Annotated in this window: 14 protein-coding genes; 2 read left to right on the top strand and 12 right to left on the bottom strand. The window is 60.7% G+C overall.

Translation table 11 applies throughout. From position 1 onward, the window contains the following. Positions 1-21 precede the first annotated feature (21 nt). Genes ACIOMO_RS15365 through hflK (ACIOMO_RS15350) form a run of 4 tightly spaced genes read right to left on the bottom strand, consistent with a single transcriptional unit; the run spans position 22 to position 5,970 of the window. Positions 22-1,929 carry a heavy metal translocating P-type ATPase gene (locus ACIOMO_RS15365; RefSeq protein WP_401241771.1) on the bottom strand — a complete coding sequence of 636 codons (1,908 nt, stop codon included), beginning with the start codon at positions 1,927-1,929 and terminating at the stop codon, positions 22-24. Beyond that, on the bottom strand, positions 1,926-2,975 hold the full coding sequence (gene hflK / locus ACIOMO_RS15360) for a protease modulator HflK (RefSeq protein WP_401241769.1): 1,050 nt from the start codon (positions 2,973-2,975) through the stop codon (positions 1,926-1,928). Before hflK (ACIOMO_RS15360) ends, ACIOMO_RS15365 begins: the two co-directional genes overlap by 4 nt. Next, positions 2,972-4,012, bottom strand: coding sequence for a protease modulator HflC (gene hflC / locus ACIOMO_RS15355; RefSeq protein WP_401241766.1), 1,041 nt, complete (start codon positions 4,010-4,012; stop codon positions 2,972-2,974). Before hflC ends, hflK (ACIOMO_RS15360) begins: the two co-directional genes overlap by 4 nt. Further along, a complete protein-coding gene (gene hflK / locus ACIOMO_RS15350; RefSeq protein WP_401241763.1) occupies positions 4,009-5,970 on the bottom strand; it encodes a protease modulator HflK in 1,962 nt (653 codons plus the stop codon). Before hflK (ACIOMO_RS15350) ends, hflC begins: the two co-directional genes overlap by 4 nt. Before the next feature lie 211 nt (positions 5,971-6,181). On the opposite strand from hflK (ACIOMO_RS15350), the gene lpdA reads away from it, so the two are divergent. Further along, positions 6,182-7,582 carry a dihydrolipoyl dehydrogenase gene (gene lpdA, locus ACIOMO_RS15345; RefSeq protein WP_159813239.1) on the top strand — a complete coding sequence of 467 codons (1,401 nt, stop codon included), beginning with the start codon at positions 6,182-6,184 and terminating at the stop codon, positions 7,580-7,582. An 84-nt stretch (positions 7,583-7,666) separates the two neighbouring features. Here lpdA and ACIOMO_RS15340 read toward each other — a convergent pair whose 3' ends face one another. After that, a complete protein-coding gene (locus ACIOMO_RS15340) occupies positions 7,667-8,140 on the bottom strand; it encodes an Lrp/AsnC family transcriptional regulator (protein ID WP_159813241.1) in 474 nt (157 codons plus the stop codon). Positions 8,141-8,284: 144 nt separating this feature from the next. Between ACIOMO_RS15340 and ACIOMO_RS15335 the strand changes: the two genes are divergently transcribed. After that, positions 8,285-8,914 (top strand): LysE family translocator, encoded by a 630-nt coding sequence (locus tag ACIOMO_RS15335; protein WP_401241758.1) that lies wholly within the window; start codon positions 8,285-8,287, stop codon positions 8,912-8,914. On the opposite strand, the gene ACIOMO_RS15330 is transcribed toward ACIOMO_RS15335, so the two are convergent. The 7 genes from ACIOMO_RS15330 to ACIOMO_RS15300 form a co-directional block, all read right to left on the bottom strand. Then, entirely contained in the window at positions 8,911-11,049 is a 2,139-nt protein-coding gene (locus tag ACIOMO_RS15330; RefSeq protein WP_401241755.1) for a hypothetical protein, read from the bottom strand. The two genes, ACIOMO_RS15335 and ACIOMO_RS15330, sit on opposite strands and share 4 nt — an antisense overlap. Next, complete coding sequence (locus ACIOMO_RS15325) at positions 11,036-12,220, bottom strand: DUF3142 domain-containing protein (RefSeq protein WP_401241752.1); 1,185 nt, start codon at positions 12,218-12,220, stop codon at positions 11,036-11,038. The genes ACIOMO_RS15330 and ACIOMO_RS15325 overlap by 14 nt, the downstream gene beginning before the upstream one ends. A 137-nt stretch (positions 12,221-12,357) precedes the next feature. Beyond that, positions 12,358-13,197, bottom strand: coding sequence for a class I SAM-dependent methyltransferase (locus ACIOMO_RS15320; RefSeq protein ID WP_053125253.1), 840 nt, complete (start codon positions 13,195-13,197; stop codon positions 12,358-12,360). Continuing rightward, positions 13,182-13,319, bottom strand: a complete 138-nt coding sequence (locus ACIOMO_RS15315) for a hypothetical protein (protein ID WP_159813270.1) — start codon at positions 13,317-13,319, stop codon at positions 13,182-13,184. Before ACIOMO_RS15315 ends, ACIOMO_RS15320 begins: the two co-directional genes overlap by 16 nt. Then, complete coding sequence (locus ACIOMO_RS15310; protein WP_400648238.1) at positions 13,316-14,191, bottom strand: class I SAM-dependent methyltransferase; 876 nt, start codon at positions 14,189-14,191, stop codon at positions 13,316-13,318. The genes ACIOMO_RS15315 and ACIOMO_RS15310 overlap by 4 nt, the downstream gene beginning before the upstream one ends. Beyond that, positions 14,188-15,492 (bottom strand): glycosyltransferase family 1 protein, encoded by a 1,305-nt coding sequence (locus tag ACIOMO_RS15305; protein WP_401241749.1) that lies wholly within the window; start codon positions 15,490-15,492, stop codon positions 14,188-14,190. The genes ACIOMO_RS15310 and ACIOMO_RS15305 overlap by 4 nt, the downstream gene beginning before the upstream one ends. Beyond that, positions 15,486-17,120 (bottom strand): glycosyltransferase, encoded by a 1,635-nt coding sequence (locus ACIOMO_RS15300; RefSeq protein WP_401241746.1) that lies wholly within the window; start codon positions 17,118-17,120, stop codon positions 15,486-15,488. The genes ACIOMO_RS15305 and ACIOMO_RS15300 overlap by 7 nt, the downstream gene beginning before the upstream one ends. Between the last annotated feature and the right edge of the window lie 249 nt (positions 17,121-17,369).

The raw sequence follows: 17,369 nt of genomic DNA, 5'->3' as shown, positions 1-17,369 counted from the left end.
ACACGAGGGTCAAAAATAATTTCAATGATCGTCCTTGAGCTTTAGCAGTGGTTCCTGAAAGCGCAGCAGCCGCCCGGCATTGCCCAACACCAGTAGCGTACTGAGGTTATGCAACAGCGCCGCGATCATCGCCCCGGCGGCACCCAACCAACCGAATGCGGCGAACACAACGATGGCCAGCGTCCAGCCCAGACCGATGACCACGTTGACCTGCAAGGTTCGGCGACACTGTCGACTGAGCCGCACGCACGTACCGAGCCTGCGCAGATCGCTGCCGATCAGCACGATGTCAGCCGAGGCCAACGCGATGTCCGCACCGCCCGCGCCCATCGCCACACCGACCACGCCGGCCTTGAGTGCCAGCGAATCGTTGATGCCGTCACCCACCACCATCGGCCGGAAACCGTTGTCGATTTCCTTGAGCACACGATTGAGTTTGTCCTCGGGTAAGGCCTGGGCTTGAACCTCTTGCAAACCAACATCACGCGCCAAAGTCTGAGCGACACTCTGCCGATCACCGGTCAGCAACAGTTGCCGACCCAAACCCAATTCGCGCAACTCGCTGAGGGCAAAACGCGCCTCCGGTTTGACGCTGTCAGCCAGCAACAACCACGCAAGAAATTCACCGTTCAAGGACAACCCGGCAATCGGGCCGTCGTGCTCGGGAACGGTCGTAGTAATGATGCCCAATTGCGCGAACAACTCCGGTCGCCCCAGCGCCGCCTCGCCCTGCTCCGTCATGGCAACCACACCAAGACCCTGACGCTCGTGTATCTCACTCAGGGCCACCGACTGTTCCTGACTGACCAACCCCGCCAACGCTCGACTCACCGGATGACTGCTCGCCGCTCCGAGGCTGGCAGCCAGTGCGGTAATTGCAGAGGTGTCTGTGTGAGAACTGTCGATCGACTGCAAACGCAACGTGCCGTAAGTCAGCGTGCCGGTCTTGTCGACGACCAGCGAGGTCAGGTCAGCCAGTTCTTCAAGAAACGCCGAACTGCGGATCAGAATCCCGTGCCGCGCCGCCACCGCGACACCGGCAATCGCCGTCGCCGGGGCAGACAACACCAACGCGCACGGACACGCCGCCACCAACACCGCAAGCATCGCCTGCGCATCGTTGGTAACGAACCAGGTCACCGCCGCCAGCAACAACACCAGCACCATGTAGCTGCCAGCATAACGCTCGAGCAAACGAGTGATCGGTGGTTTCGAACGCTCGGCGTTTTGCATCAGGGCGATGACTTTGCCGAGGGTCGATTCATCGCCGGTGCGGGTGACTTCAATGCGCAGCAGTCCATCAAGGTTGATCGCGCCGCCGAACACCGTCATGCCGACAGCCGCCTCGACCGGCACTGACTCGCCGGTAATCGAAGCGGTATCGAGACTGGCCTGGCCGGACAGTACCCGACCATCCGCCGGCACCCGATCACCGGCGCGCACCTCAACAGTGTCGCCAGATTTCAGCGTGCCATTGTCCACTTCGAGGATCGAACCATCGGCCTGAACCTTGCGCGCGTGACTGCGCGTCAGTTGGCCAAGCGCATGGATCGCTTCCTGCGAACCGATGACACTGCGCTCCTCCAGCACGTGGCCGAAGATCATGATGATCGGCAACAGCGCCGCCGTGAGCAGATCACCAGTCGCCCACGCGCCGAGCATGGCCAAGGCAATCAGTTGATCGGTGATGCCATGCAGGCTTGGATAACGCAGGCTGAACCATGCCGAACGCATCACCGGCACGGCGACTAATAAAGAAGCAAAACCGAGCAGCAACTGACTGACACCGGTTTGCTCCGGCACCAGCCAACGCCAGATCAAACCGAGACCGAGCAACCCCAACGCAAGCATCGCGAGGGTCAGTTGCCGAGCGGCGCGGCGTTGTTCGGCCGAGGACAACAGGCTCGGTGCGGCGGTCGTCGCAGTCATTTACTGGCTCCCTGAATGATCAGGCGGGAATCGTCTTTCGGATCGACCGTGGTCACCGATCCGGCCTGGCCGAGAATCTTCGGCATGCGCTCGCGGTACAGGCGCAAGAGCATTTGCGGGTCGGTGCTGCTGGCCAGACTCGACACCGTGGCGGTGTCGGCCGAGGCTTTGGCCAGGCGTTCACCCGCCTGTGCGTGAGCCACTTGCAGCGTGCGGTCGGCTTGTTCGTTGGCGGTCTGGGTGAGTTTCTCGGCGTCGGTGCGCGCGTTGGCCACGGCTTTATCGGCTTGCTGACTGGCAGTCAGCACGGCGTTGAACGCACTTACGGCAGGGTCAGGCAGACTCGATTGCACATCGACCCGCGCCACTTCGATGCCGATGCCCTGCCCGCTCGCCTTCAACTCGGCGAGGCGTTTGTTGATGCCTTGCACCAGATCACCGCGCAGCCTTTCACGGCGTTCGGCGGCTTGATTGTCAGCGCCGATCAACTCCGGACGAGCGACAAGAATTGTGTCGAGATCGCGCGCGGCCGTCAGTGCGACGGCGCTGCGGGTGACCAATCGATCCAGCGCCGGCAGCACATGATCGGCCTGCAAGACGAAGTCGTAAGGGTCGGTGACTTTGTAAAAGACCCGCACATCCAGTTGCACCACGCCAGCATCACCGGTCAATAAATAACCAGACCCCGCCAGCGCATCGCTCAGCGGTGTGGCGAACGAAGCAACACGATCAGCCTTCAACGCCTCATCGCTGCGCAACAGATTTTCCACTCGGCGTTCGATGACTCGATCCGCTGCGGGCAGCAAAATCACCTGTTCGAATGGCTGCGGCCAGGCCAACAACAGACCGGCGTTTTGCACACGATCCAGAGCGCCAAAGTGCAAAACCACGGCGCGATTCTGCGGGTCGATCTGCCGCACGTTGGAGAATGCCCACGCGAGCGCGGCCAGCACCGTTACCGCATACAGGGCAAAAAATGCCAAACGACCGGCCTGAATCCAAGGGCTGTTTAGCGAATGTGTTCCACGTGGAACTTCTTCACTCATGGCTGCGATCCGGATTTGCTGTCGAGTGTCGGCGGGCCATCGACCAATACGCGGAATGGCGCGGCGTCGGTGCGCAGAATCAGTTTGGTGTCCGGCGTAACAATGGTGCCGAGCGTATCCAGCGAGCGCAGCAAGTTATACAGCTGCGGCGAACTGGCGTAGGCGCGGCCATAAATCTGCGCGGCTTCGACGCGAGATTGCGCTTCGATTTCTGCGGCTTTCACGGTGGCGTCAGCTTGCACAATTCGCGCATCGCGTTCGGCAGCGGAACGGATTTGCGCCGCTTCGCGTTTGCCGATCGCCGTGCGTTCGGTAGCAATTGTTTCACGCTCGGCGCGCATGCGATCGACCGTGGCGGTGAGAGTTACCGACGGCAAGGTCAAACGCTCGATGCCGACTTGCACAACACGCACGCCATAGGTCGCCAGCAATTGCTGATCAATCTGCTGACGCAACTGCGCTTCGAATTCAGCGATATCCACTTGGCTGGCATCGGTGTTGACCAGATTTGCCAGATCGAAACTACTCGCGGTGGTTTCCAGCGCGGAGCCAACAAAAGTACGAATCTGCCGCGCCGCTTCGTCGGGCTGGTTTTGCACTGCGCGCATGAAACGCTGCACGTTGCTTGGATCGCCCTGCACCTGCCACGCCACGTAGGCCTGAACGATGATGCGCAAACCATCGCGGGTGCCGACATCCTGCAAGCCGCTGGAGGTAGTGCGCAAACGTAGATCCACCGGAATCGCCGCTTCGAATGGCGCCGGCCAGCGCCAGCTCAAACCCGGTTCAAGCAATACCCGCGATGGATTACCGAAGCGAGTAATGACCGTGGCTTCACCGGAGCGCACTTGCACCAGGCTCGCCGCCGCGATAGCGAACGCCACCAGCAACACTGCCCAGCCCATGCGCCGCCACGGGAAAGGCCCCGCCTCTTCCGACGCTCCGTGGTGGTGATGCCCATGATGATGGTGATGTCCGCCGTGGCCGTGATCGTGGCCGCTGTGATCATGCGGTTCGTGCGTGTGCGACTGGCTCAATGGGCGACTCCTGGTTGAGCGATGGTGCGCGCGGGCGTCGGGTCAGCCGGCAGCGTGAAGGTACGCAGGTCGATGGTCGGCGCATTGCTGCTGCCACCGAGGCGATGATCGAGTACCAGCAATTGGGCTTTGCTCAGGCCTTGGCTGAGCTGCGCGAGGTATTGCTCCAGCACAAAGGCCTGACCGGCACTGGCGTAGGCTTTTTGTTCGGCGCTGAATTTCAGATCCGCCGCTTGCGCCGTGGCACTGGTTTCGCGGGCGTTGGCGCTGGCCTGATCGCGAGCGAGGCTGGCCTGCAATTGCGCCTGATTACTCGCTTCGGCCGCCGCGCCACGCTCACGGGAGATCAACGCCTGCGCGCCGATTTGCGCTGCTTGCACCGCGTGATAAGCATTGGCGGCACCGGCCGGCGGGTGAATGGCTTCAACCACCGTGGCGAGAATCTCCACACCACTGTTGAGTTGTTGCAGATCGCTTTGCACCGCGCGACCGATCTCCTCGCCCAGCCCTACCCGGTCTTCACCGAGCAAACCGTCGAGCGTACGCGAAGCAAAGTCGTGCACCAGAATCCGGCTGGCGGTGCTGCGGATCAGCGTTGGCACATCAGCGCTGTTGTACGTCGCGGCCAGCGCCGCCTGATCAGTCAGGCCGATGCGATAGACGAAGCGCACGTCCATGTTGACGATTTGAAAGCTCTGCTGATCGCCGCGGCTGCTGGCGATCACTTGCGACTTGTCGTTGACGTGACTGGCGTCCCACAAACGGTTGGCCGTCATCGGTGCCGGGCCTTCAGCAGGATCGGCTTGTGGCGGTGCCGGGTTCTCGCCGACGCTGGTAGCGAGTTCATGCACCACGCCGTTTTCGACGATCAACACGCGACCCAACGGCCACGGCAAACCTGTGTGCAAACCGGGGCCAAAGACCTGCACCGGTTTGCCGAAACGCTCATAAATGCCTCGGCCCTGCAGCGGGATTTCATGGATGCCAGTAAGCAACCAACCCACCGCTGCGACCAGCGCCAGCACCGGCAGAAACGCTCGGCGCATGTAACTGAACGCCCAGATTTGACGCAAATCGATACCAAAACGGTTGTGCAGTTCATGCTGCAACGCGAGCAACGGCTGCGGCGGCCAGCGCAGCATGTCGGCGACGAAACTGCGCGCCAATAGCGTCGGTTCGAGCTGTTGGCGGCGTGGGCTGAAGACCGAGAGTACCGCGCGCAATAGCAGCTCGATCGCGACCAATCCCGGCAAGATGCCGATGAGTACCGCCACGCGAACCGGCCAAACCGTGTTCTCGCCAGCGAACAATAAACACAGCGCGCCGAGCACCAGACTGATGATCGCCACGCGCGTCAGTTGCGCCAGTGCTCCCGCTTCTGGCCATTGCGCTGGATTCTCCTGAGCGAGTTGCCGCTCCAGCACCAGCAAACCAAACGCCAGCAGCAACGCCAACGCCGCACCGACGGAGGCGGACACTCCAACGGTTGCGGCGGGCAACGTCAGGTTCCACACCTGTTCGATGCTCAGCGCCACCAGCAACGCCCAACCGCCCAACCACAGCGTCGCTGCACCGATCTGGCCAAGCACATGCAAACCGCGCTGACTGAGGCGATCCAGCAGGCGTTCGTACCAACCTTCTGGCGCAATCGCTTGATCGTCGGCAGTCGGCGTCAGCACAACAGGATTGATCACCCGCGCGCGCCATTGCGTCACCCACCACGCCGATTGCAGCCCGGCGACCAGCACCAGCAACGCCGCGCTCTGATTGACCAGCAGCGGCAGCCACAATGCCTGCGGCGCAAACAACCCGACGAAAAACGCCGACACCCAGCCCGCCCCGGCCAATCCGCCAAGACCGAACGCCCAACGCCGCAGTCGCCTGCCCTGCGTGGTCGCCTGCTGAAAACGCGGCAGTCCGGTCACCTGCGTGCCATCCACCTCCAGATCAACTTGCATATCACCCCAAAATCATTGGCTCACGGTTCATATCGTTACGATATAACGAAAAGCGTGAAATATTCGTACACAATTACCCGTATTCAAAGATGCTCAACCTGTCGCTTGCCTGAAGCCTTGACCGAAATGTCTGGAAACGCACATATTACGTTCGTAATTTTTATCGACAGCTACTTTTAGCGATCCGCATCCATTCATCAGGAGCAAGCGCATGAGCAACTATGACGTAGTGATTCTGGGCGGCGGCCCCGGTGGTTATAACGCGGCGATCCGCGCCGGCCAGTTGGGCCTCAAGGCCGCTTGCGTCGAAGGTCGGGCGACCCTTGGCGGCACCTGCCTGAACGTCGGTTGCATGCCGTCCAAAGCCCTGTTGCACGCCTCTGAGCTGTACGACGCAGCGATGGGTGCGGAATTCGCCAACCTCGGCATCGAAGTCAAACCGACGCTGAACCTAGCGCAAATGATGAAACAGAAAGACGAAAGCGTGACCGCCCTGACCAAAGGCATCGAGTTTCTCTTTCGCAAGAACAAGGTCGACTGGATCAAGGGCTGGGGCCACATCGATGGGCCGGGCAAGGTCACGGTGACTGACGATCAGGGCAATAAGGTCGAGCTGACTGCCAAAGACATCATCATCGCCACCGGCTCCGAGCCCACTCCCCTGCCCGGCGTCGAGATCGACAACAAGCGCATCCTCGATTCCACGGGCGCGTTGTCGCTGAGCGAAGTGCCCAAGCATCTGGTGGTCATCGGGGCCGGCGTGATCGGTCTGGAATTGGGTTCGGTGTGGCGGCGACTCGGCGCGCAGGTGACCGTGGTCGAATACCTCGACCGCATCTGCCCCGGTGTTGATGCCGAAGCCGGCAAAACCCTGCAGCGCTCGCTGAGCAAACAGGGCATCGCCTTCAAGTTGAGTTCGAAAGTCACCAGCGCGACGACGTCGGAGAACGGCGTGCAGCTCAGCGTTGAGCCGGCGGCGGGCGGCACGGCGGAACTGCTCGAAGCCGATTACGTGCTGGTGGCGATTGGTCGTCGCCCTTACACCCAAGGCCTGGGCCTGGAAAACGTCGGTCTGAGCACCGACAAGCGCGGCATGCTCGCCAATAAACAGCATCGCACCGAAGCGGCTGGCGTCTGGGTGATTGGCGACGTGACGTCCGGGCCGATGCTCGCGCACAAGGCTGAGGATGAAGCGATGGCCTGCGTCGAGCAGATCCATGGCAAGGCTGGCGAGGTCAATTACGACCTGATCCCCAACGTCATCTACACCAAGCCGGAACTGGCCAGCGTCGGCAAGACTGAAGAGCAACTCAAGGCTGAGGGCCGCGCCTACAAGGTCGGCAAATTCCCGTTCACCGCCAACAGCCGGGCGAAGATCAACCATGAGACTGAGGGTTTTGCCAAAGTCCTCGCCGATGAACGCACGGACGAAGTGCTCGGCGTGCATCTTGTGGGGCCGAGCGTGAGTGAGATGATTGGTGAGTTTTGTGTGGCGATGGAATTCAGTGCTTCGGCGGAGGACATTGCCTTGACCTGTCATCCGCACCCGACACGTTCGGAAGCGTTGCGCCAGGCGGCGATGAATGTCGAGGGGATGGCGACGCAGATGTAGAAGATCAAAAGATCGCAGCCTTCGGCAGCTCCTACATGAGATGCGCCCCCTGTAGGAGCTGCCGAAGGCTGCGATCTTTGCTTGTCAGGTCGGAAGATGTCCCAAAGGCAAAGCCCCCGGTGTCTTCACCGTGTGAATCGCAAAGTTGCTGCGGATGTCACTCACCCCCGGCAACTTCAACAGGCAGCCGCTGAGAAAGCGGTCATACGCGCGCAGATCCGGCACCACCACTTGCAGCAGAAAATCCGATTCCCCCGACACCAGAAACGCCGATATCACCTCCGGCAGCGCCGTCACCGCCGCATAAAACGCCTCGGCCTGTTCGTCGTTGTGGCGTTCGACCTTGACCCCGACAAACACCGTCAGCCCCAACCCGACTTCATCGCGATCAAGATTGGCCTGATAGCCGCGAATCACCCCCGCCTCTTCCAGCATGCGCACCCGGCGCAAACACGGCGATGCCGACAAGCCGATTTCATCCGCCAGCTCGACGTTGCTCAGGCGCCCGTCCCGTTGCAGGGCGGCGAGGATTTTGCGGTCGAAGGCATCCAGTTTCATGTTTGGCAGATCCCAATAGTTATCGCGCATAAAGCTAGCAGGTTATGCCAATTGCAGAAGCTTTTGAAGCCGACTACGCAAGCACCTGCCCCGCCCTTCAGCCCTAGACTGGCGCTACCGAATCGACAACGAAAGGACTGAACCGTGGCGAGTCTCTGGCTGTTTTTCCTGGCATTGGCGGTGGTTTTTCTGCTGCCCGGCCCAGACATGATCCTGCTCCTGCAAACTGGGGCGCGTCAGGGCCGCGGCGCCGCATTAGCCACGGCGATAGGCCTGGCGATTGCCCGAGGTTGTCATGTGGCATTGGCGGCGTTGGGGCTGGCGGCGCTATTCAAAGCAGCGCCGTGGACGTTCGAAGTGGTGCGGCTCGCCGGTGCGGCGTATCTGCTGTGGATCGGCATTCAATGCCTGCGCAGCACACTGCTGCCGAACCTGACGACAGGTGAAACTGCCGATAGCCACGGCCAATGGCGCGCAGCGATCCGCCGAGGTTTGCTGACCAACCTGCTCAACCCTAAAGCCCTGTTGTTCTGCTCGGTGCTGTTGCCGCAGTTCATCGTCGCCGACGGCGCGCCGGTGCTGAGCCAGTTCGCCCAGCTCGGTGCGCTGCTGGTCGGCGTCGGTCTGCTGTTCGACAGCGCCTATGCGCTGACCGGCGCCGCGCTGGGCCGTTGGCTGCAACACAGTCCAACGGCGCAACGGGTGCAGCAATGGTTGTTCGGCAGCCTGTTGATCGGTTTCGCCGTGCGCCTGACCTTCGTCCAGCAGGCTTAGCCTTTGCGGGCCTTGCGCTGACGACGGCTGATCAACAGCAACGCGGCGGCCGTGACCAAGACAATCGCGCCAACCTGCACCGGCCACTTGTATGGTCGCAGCGTCGTGCGTACGGAGTCCGTGACCTGGGTGACGTAACGCTTGTCGGCGTTTTCGAAATCCGGGTACGGGCACTGATTGCCGAAATCCACCGCCCACAACACGTACGGGCCTTCCTTGATGTAACGCTGATACAGCACGCTCTGCTCTTCGAGGCTGCTGTTCCAACCCGCCGCGTTGCACAGCACGGCAGCAAATGCCTGGCTGGTGTGCGGCAGGTTGTCGGCGGCGCGGCTGGCCAATTCGGTGGCGACGAAACGGTAGTGATAGCGCTGATCCGGTTTCGCTTCGCTGGCCTTCTGGCGCTGCACTTCGGCTTCGCTGACCAGCGGGCCGACTGTCAGCTCGGTGGTTTCCAGGCTGAAGTTGCCGCCGAACGTGGCGTAATCCGGGGCCATCTCGTAACCGAGGATGTCCATGCCCCACTCGCGCGCCGTCCACGCGGCGTTGTACAGCGCACTGGCACGCTTGGTCGGCCACCATGCGGAATCGGCTTTCAAGCGTTGCTCACCGTAGAGCCGCGCCTTGTTTTGCAGGTCGGAATTGTCGAAATACGCGACCGCTTCGGCGTAATGCCCTTCGCGCAGCAAGCGCCGACCGAGCAGATTGCGCAGGCTGGCGGCGACCGGCAGCGGCACGTAGTTGTCGCGCTCCTGTTGAGTCAGTGCGGGCGGTGCCGGGACGTTATCGTCGACGTATTTTTTCAGCTCTTCGACCGTCAGCACACGTTCGGCCACGGTCGCCGCATCGAACCAATAGGTGCTGTTGCTGCGATACAACTGCACGAACGCTTGCAGGTATTCGCCGCGCTGCAAGGCGAGAATCGCGCTTTCGCCTTCGACCCGGCATTTCGGCTGCAGGCTTTCGTACGCCCAGTCCGGCGTGCGGCGATAACCCCAATCTTCTTTCTGCGGGAAGGCCTGCGCGGCTTTCGAATAGGCTGCGGCGGCGGCATTTTTGTCGCCGTCACGCACCGCCAGTTTCGCGCGCAGCCACCACGCGAGTCCGCCGTCGCCGGCATTTTCGAGAAAAGCTTTGGCACCGGCGTAATCGCCCTGTTGATAACTCATCGCTGCCAGACGATCAGCATTTTCCAGGCTGCCACGGGTGCTGTTTTGCAGCAGCTTCACCAGTTTCTTCTCGTTCGGCGGTTCGTCGCCAAACGACCAGCCCTGACGGCTGACCAACGAAGCCGTGACCAGTTGCTGCACCGATGTGTGCTGAAGCAACTCGGCCAGTTCGGCCTCGGGCAATTCCGCCAACTCATTCATCAATTGCTTGAGCGAGGTGTAACCCACGGCAGAACCGTGCAGGTTCTGCGCTTCATACAATTCGATGGCGCCGTTCCAGTCGCCAGCGGCGCGCACCACTCGCGCCTCTTCGCCGAGGCTGGCGACACCCAGCTCCAACGGATCGCTGAAACCGTCGATGCTCAGTTGCCGAGCCTGACGGAACGCATCACGCGATCGCTCCAGCGCGACGACCTTATCCCCGGCTTCGCTGCTCATGGCGAACAACGTGCGCCCGAGAGAATACGCAGCCCAGGTGCTGCGCAACGGACGCTGATCTGCCGGCAACGCCAGCAACTTGTTGAAATACTCGACGGCGAGTTGATGATCGCCCGTGGCAAATGCGACCGCGCCGGCCACGTACAAGCGGATTTCTGCCGGCAGGCTGGCGCCCTGCACTTCGACCTGATGGGCATCGGTCAGGCCGCGCAGTTGCTTGACCAGCGTTTGCTGATCGGCGCTCAAACCCAGCTGTTCAGCCTTATCGCGCGCGTCGGCGGCTGCGTTTTCTTCGCCGTACAGGTCGTTGGGATTGTGCGTCGCCGCCGTGACGTTCTTCAGCCCGGCAATGGCTTTGCCGAGGCGGCTGAGTTCGAAGTTGAAGTTGCCCTCCGGCAGATCCGCCAGGGTTTGCCCGCGATTGTCGAGCAGGCGCATCGGGAAGTCCGGGCCGCAGGCCAGCGCCGAGCCCAATGGCAAGCAGAGGCTCAGGCAGAGCAGATGGCGGGGCCAGTTACGGGTCAACATGCGAACCTCCTTGATCAATATGTGCGCAACGCGCCCAACCGATGGCGCGTTGTCCGCCCGCCGGCAATCGGCCGTCGTGCAGGCGGGTGAAGGTAAGCAGATCCGGGCCTTGTTGCAATGCATAACCGGCGAGCGCATCGGCGCCTTCGCAGCTTTGCGCCTTCAAGGTGATTTGCGCGGGCCAGGCACTGTCGAGGTTGCCGGGGTTGTCGAGTTTGATGTCGTAGAGACCATCGTTTTCGCTGAACGTCACGCCGAGCTGGCTGACGAGTTGATCGCCTCGGGCAACCGCGCGCAACGTGGTCAGGCTCCAGGCGCGGCGATCATTGGCCAGCGGCAAGCGAAACCAGATCAACCCGGCCAGATGCGCCGGCGGGCCTTCACGAAGGGTCTTGCCGAGTTGGCTCAATTGCAGCGGATCGGCGAGCAGTTCCTGACGCTCGCCACCGCGCTCAAGCTGCACCTCACTTTCCACCAGCGGCGCCCCACCGTCGTCCGGCAACAGCGCGACACCGTAGGCCGGCAGCGCGAGATAAAAAGGTTTGTCGGTGATCCGCGCCCAGGCCTTCGCCCACTTCAATGCCTGATCAGAATCGAACAGCCCTCGACGCGGATCGCTGACCGCATGGACTTGCAGCACGCTGCTGTCGACGGTTTGCAGGAGTGTCGGCAATTGCGCGCTGTCGAGCCAGGCTGGCAGTGCAGTGATGCTCAGCGGGATTTCTTTCGGCAATGCCGAGCGCAGCTGTTTGAGGAATTCAGCGTAGGCCGGTAACCGCGCATTACCGGCGTCGTGATCAATCTCGACGCCGCTCAGCGTCAAGCCTTGCGCCTGCCAATCGGCGAGCACTTGGAGAATCTGTGCAGTGACCTGATCCTGATCCAGCGACTTGAGTTGGCCATCGAGACGAATCACCGCGATCAACGCACGGCCATCGGCTTTCAACAACGGCGCATCGATTCGCGCGCGGCTCCATCCGGCATTCGGGAAGGCTTGCAGGGCTAACACGCGCAGCGTCGAGAAATCATTGTGGCTGTCGCGCAACGCCGACTCATGGGCTGGCGTCCATTGGCGTTGCCAGATGTAGAGTTGTTGGTCGAGGGGTGGCGCGTCTTGCTGCTTGCAACCCACAAGCAAGATGCCCAAGAACAGACCGACAATAAACCGCATACCTTCCAACCCCCGAACACCACAAGGCTGCAAGGTTACACAAAAACCCTGTAGGAGCTGTCGAGTGAAACGAGGCTGCGATCTTTTAATCCTGTTTTTTAAAATCAAGATCAAAAGATCGCAGCGTGCCGCAGCTCCTACAGAGGTACTCCGGGTTTACGGGCAATGATGATCTGGCTTTTGGCAATCACCGAGTCCAGCGCCTGTTTGATCTGCGCACCACGTGGCGAGCTGAGCAACGCCTGCCAGGTATCCGCCCAGTGATTGAGCAACGGATGATCCGGGTTGTTCAAATCAACCTTGGCTTCCCAGAACAACAGCATCCACACCGACCAGTAAAACCCGTGCTGGCTGTGGCTGATGATCTCCAGCCCGGCATCGCTGACCATCGTCTTGAACTGCTCTTCGCTGATGATCCGAATGTGGTTGGGCTTCTGGAAATACTCATCGGCGGCGATGCCTATTTGCAGGTTTTCGGAACTTGAATGCGGCACGCTCAGCAGGTACATGGCACCCGGCTTGCCGACCCGTACCAGTTCAGAAAGAAATTGCGCCGGGTCATCGACATGCTCGATCACTTCGGTGGAAACCACCCGCGTTGCTGTGGCGTCGGCAATCGGTAACGGATTGCAGTCAGTGACATGGCATTCGATATCGCGCGCCGGCGTGTCGCTCAGGCGCTGGCGGGTCGCTTCGACCTTGGCCGCGTCGATGTCGGCGATGATGATCTTCGCCCCGCGCATGCCGCAGAAATGCACATTGCCGCCATCACCGCAGCCGACGTCGAGCAATACGTCGTCAGGGCTCACCACAAAACCTTTGAACAGCTCGCCGGTCGCCTCTGTGTACCAGCCGCTGAGCACCGCATCGTGCAGGCCGACCATGTAAGAATCTTTTTTCTCGGGGATCACAGCGGCAGGCGGCTCGGCAACTGGAGCCGGTGCTGTCGGCAATAATTTTTTCAAAAGTTGCAGCATGAAAACGCTCCAGAGGATCGGCTGGCATCGGCGAACCGGTTGCCTGGCAAGTGATGGAACAAAACGCCCGGCACAGCGATGGCGCGCAATTTTTCGATGGCCATGATCCGTTTGCCGGTCATGACGTGCGCCCTGCATCCAGAGGTTTGCGGGCGATGATGACCTGACTTTTCGGCATCAATTGATCGAGGGTCTGTTTGATCGCATGGCCATCGGGCTGGGCCAGCAGGTCTTGCCAGGTGCGGGCCCAGCTTTCCATCAACGGTGGATACGGCGCCTGAATACGATCACGCACCGCGCCGCCGGGATCTCTGCCGGCCGCGCGCTCGCTCGCCCAGAAAAAAATCATCCCCATCACCCAGAAAAATCCATTGGCCTGGCGATGCTCGATTACCAGACCCGCGTCCTCTACCAATGCGGCGAAACGCTCCGCGGTAAAAATCTGCACATGATTGGGCGATTGGTAATAGCTGGCCGGGGCGATGCCCTTCTGCAAATGCTCACCCACCGGTGCCGGTACGCTGAGCAGGTATTGCGCGCCGGGGCGCCCCATGCGCACCAATTCGGCCATGAACGGTTCCGGGTGGTCGATGTGCTCCAGCACTTCCATGCACACCACTTTGCTGGCGCAGCCATCGGCCAATGGCAGCGGCAGGCTGTTGCTGACCAGGCCCAGGTTCAGTTGATGGCTTTGCGCGTCGACCTGCCGGGCAAGATCGCGCACCTTGTGGTGTTCACTGTCAGTGAAAATCACCGAGGCGCCCTGACGGACAGCGAACAATGTTGCCACGCCTTCGCCGCAACCAACGTCGAGCAGCGTGTCATCCGCCGTGATTGCAAAACCTTTGAGCAATTCGCCCGAGGCGCCTAAAAACCAGCCGTCGAGCACGGCGTCATGCAAACCGACATCAGCAGGCGAAACGCTGGGGAGCGGCGCAGGCTCGGGCATCGGTGGGGGCGCGGGTAACCATCGTGCGAGCAGTCGCCGAATCATGCGCGCGAGACTTGTGCAGGAGGCGTCTGAGCCGATTGCAGACGTTGTTCAAAAAATGCCCGCAAACGCTGTTCGGTGTTGTCCTGACTGCAAAAACGCTGCAGATTGCTGACGGCGTGGGCCGACATTCTGGCGTAGCGCTGACCATCGGTTTTCGCCACGTCATAGCTGGCGCGATAGGCCGTACACAGCGAATCCCAGTCGGTCATGTAGCGCATCGTCCGATACGCCGCGCGGGGATCGTGCGGCCAGGCCGTGAGCTCTTCAGTGAAATCGACGATGAACGCACAATCGCTGTCGATGTAATCGGCCATTGCCGTGTTCAGCGGTGCAATCGCCGGTTTGCCGCACGACATGAATTCCATCAACGGCAGGCACTGCCCTTCGCCGTAGGAGCTGTTGACCACGTAACTGGTGGCCTGCACCAGCGCTTCATAATCAACATCAGCCAGATAGCCGTGGATCAACACGATCCGGCATTGGTACGTCTGATTCTTGTAGAGATGATGCACCATGTCGTACAGCGCATTGGCGATGTCATGGTGGGTGAGTTTCAGCACCAGCGTTGCATCGGGCACGTCACGAAAAGTGCTGCAGAATGCACTGATCATGTCATGCCAATTCTTGCGCCCGTCATAGGGATTGAACACCGAGGTGTAGACCACGCCCTCAAGTTGCACCGTGCAATCCTGCGGTGGACCGCTGAACGACATCGGCGTCCCCTCTTGCAGCTCGCTTGGGCCATACGGCCGCAAGTCGACGGTGCGGCTGTCGATCAACAGACCTCGCAAGTTCAACTGCACGTTTTCCACCACTGAGCTTTTGCTCAATGACTGACCACGCGCAGCGAAGCGATCCCACACCGGCGCAGGGATTGCACACACCGGATAATCGGCCCCCATCACATCGCGCACGGTATTGACCGTGAACGTCGAATGGGTGATCGCCCTGCCGCAGGCCTCCAGCACCACACGCCAGTCATGGCGCGGTTCACCCTGCCAGCTCTCGGTCGGAATGGTACTGAATTCCCAGGCAAATACCGGAATGGTCGGGCATGCATAATGAATCGGCGTGCGATGCGGCGGCGAGAACGACAGGTAAACACATGCTTCGCCACGGCTCAGGCAATCGAAATACAGGCGATCGACCAATTCGTCGGGATTACTTACCTCGATGACCTGACCGATGCGTTCCAGCACCGGGCGGAATTCCTTGAGCACGAAGTAATAGCTGTACTCGGGCCGGCCGAGGTTTTGCTGGATATTGCTCTTGTTGGTTTCCGAATGAATGATGATCAGCATGAGGCAGCCCCCGCTTCGATTGGCTGCGAAGCGACGTCACGGACAGGTGTCAGCCCGAGAAACGCTGCCAGGCGCTGCTGCACAGGCGCGAATCCGCAGTAATCGTGCATACGCTGATCAGCGGCGGCGGCCATGGTCTGGTAAGCCTGCGGATGATTTTTAGCCATCGCGTAGCTGTCCTCGTAAGCGGTTTTCAACGAGCCCCAGTCCGGGCGATGGCGCAGCGTGCGATACAGAATCCGCACGTCCTCCGGCCAGATGGTCGGCTCGCGGCTGGACTTGACAATGAACCCGACTTTCTCGTCGATGTAATCGCGCATGGCCGTGTGGTTTGGCGCGATCACCGGACGGGCGCACGACATGAATTCCATCAACGGCAGGCACAACCCTTCGCAGCGTGACGCGTTGACATAGAAACTCGCCGCGCCATACAACCGGGCGAATTCCTCGTCTTCCAGATAGCCATGCATGACCACCACGCGGCAGGCAAAGGGCGAGAGTTGCGACAGCAACGTGATCAGATGAACGTAGTAACTCGACAGGTCGTTCTGGGTGATTTTCAGCACCAGCGTCGCGTCTTCGACATCGCGCATGGCCCAGCAGAATGCCGTGATCAAGTGATGCCAGTTCTTGCGCCCGTCATCAGGGTTGAACACGCTCACGTAGACCACGCCACTGACGTCGATCTGTGCGTACTCGCTGGTATCGGGCAACACCGCTTGAGGATGTTCGACTTGCTCCATGGCTTGCGCGACCGTCGTCGCCAGAGGCAAGGGCTCGGGGGCCGGCGTACGCAGACCGGAAAGCTTTTGGCGCAGCGCATCGGGCAATAAATCGCTGACGGCTTCGCGATACCACATCAGCAGGTTGTGCTTGAGCAGAAACAGCGGCCGATGCTCGGAAGGACGGGTGAAAGCTCGAACGCCTTCACGCAGATAATGCCTGGTGATGAATGCCCGACGGCGCGGGGTCAGCTCGGGAGGTGGCTCAGGCTCTGCCGGCATCTCCTCGACCGGCTCGGCCAGACCACGGGTTTCCAGTTCCTGCTCGTTGTGAATGGGGGCGATCAGACCGTCGGCAGACAACCCCAGAGCGCGGCTGTCGATGATGCAACCCTTGATCTGCAACGTCGCTCCGGCGTTCACCGCTGCGGGCGGAAATTGCTGACGCACAGCGGCAAAACCTTCCCACAATGGCGTGGGCAGAACCAGTACAGGAAAGTCTTCACCCAAGGTGCGGCGGATCGCTTCGGCCGTGTGGCTGGACAGCGTGATCACCCGGCCATGCCGCGCCAGCGTCTGGCTCCAGTCCTGGCGGGGATCATCGGGGTGGCACTCGGAAGGGATCGAGTCATACTCCCACGCGATCACGCACACCGTCGGGCATTGCAGGTCAGTCGGGGTTTTATGCGGTGGCGAGAACGAAAGAAACAGACACTCTTCACCAGCCTCTTGCAGGTGTCGATACAGCGGATCGACTTCAGCCGCCGATGCCACGACATGCACCCGCCCAAGGCTTTCCAGCACAGGGCGATAGGCCTTGAGCACGAAGTAATAGCTGTATTCGGGACGCCCAAGACTCTGGCTGATGGAGCGGTCGTTGACGTCCGAGTAAAGAATGAAATTCATGGCATTCCACGATGAAACCACCATCCCGGCAGTCTCATGCTATGACGGCCAAGCGTCGGATCGAATCGGTTTTACCGGCCTTCGTCCTTCGTCATGGGAGACGTCTTCGTTCTTGTTTTAGTGGTTGGTTTCACTCTGGCTCGCGACCCTTGCGACAAACTTTGAAGAATGGCGGCGAGGGGCATTCTAAACACATCCATCAAGGATTCGTGAACCGCCCGGCGAGAATAAATTTGGCTACGCTGACGA

The sequence above is a fragment of the Pseudomonas sp. NPDC087804 genome, assembly GCF_044742965.1.
GTDB lineage: Bacteria > Pseudomonadota > Gammaproteobacteria > Pseudomonadales > Pseudomonadaceae > Aquipseudomonas > Aquipseudomonas rustica.
This window is presented reverse-complemented; position numbering and strand designations above follow the sequence as displayed.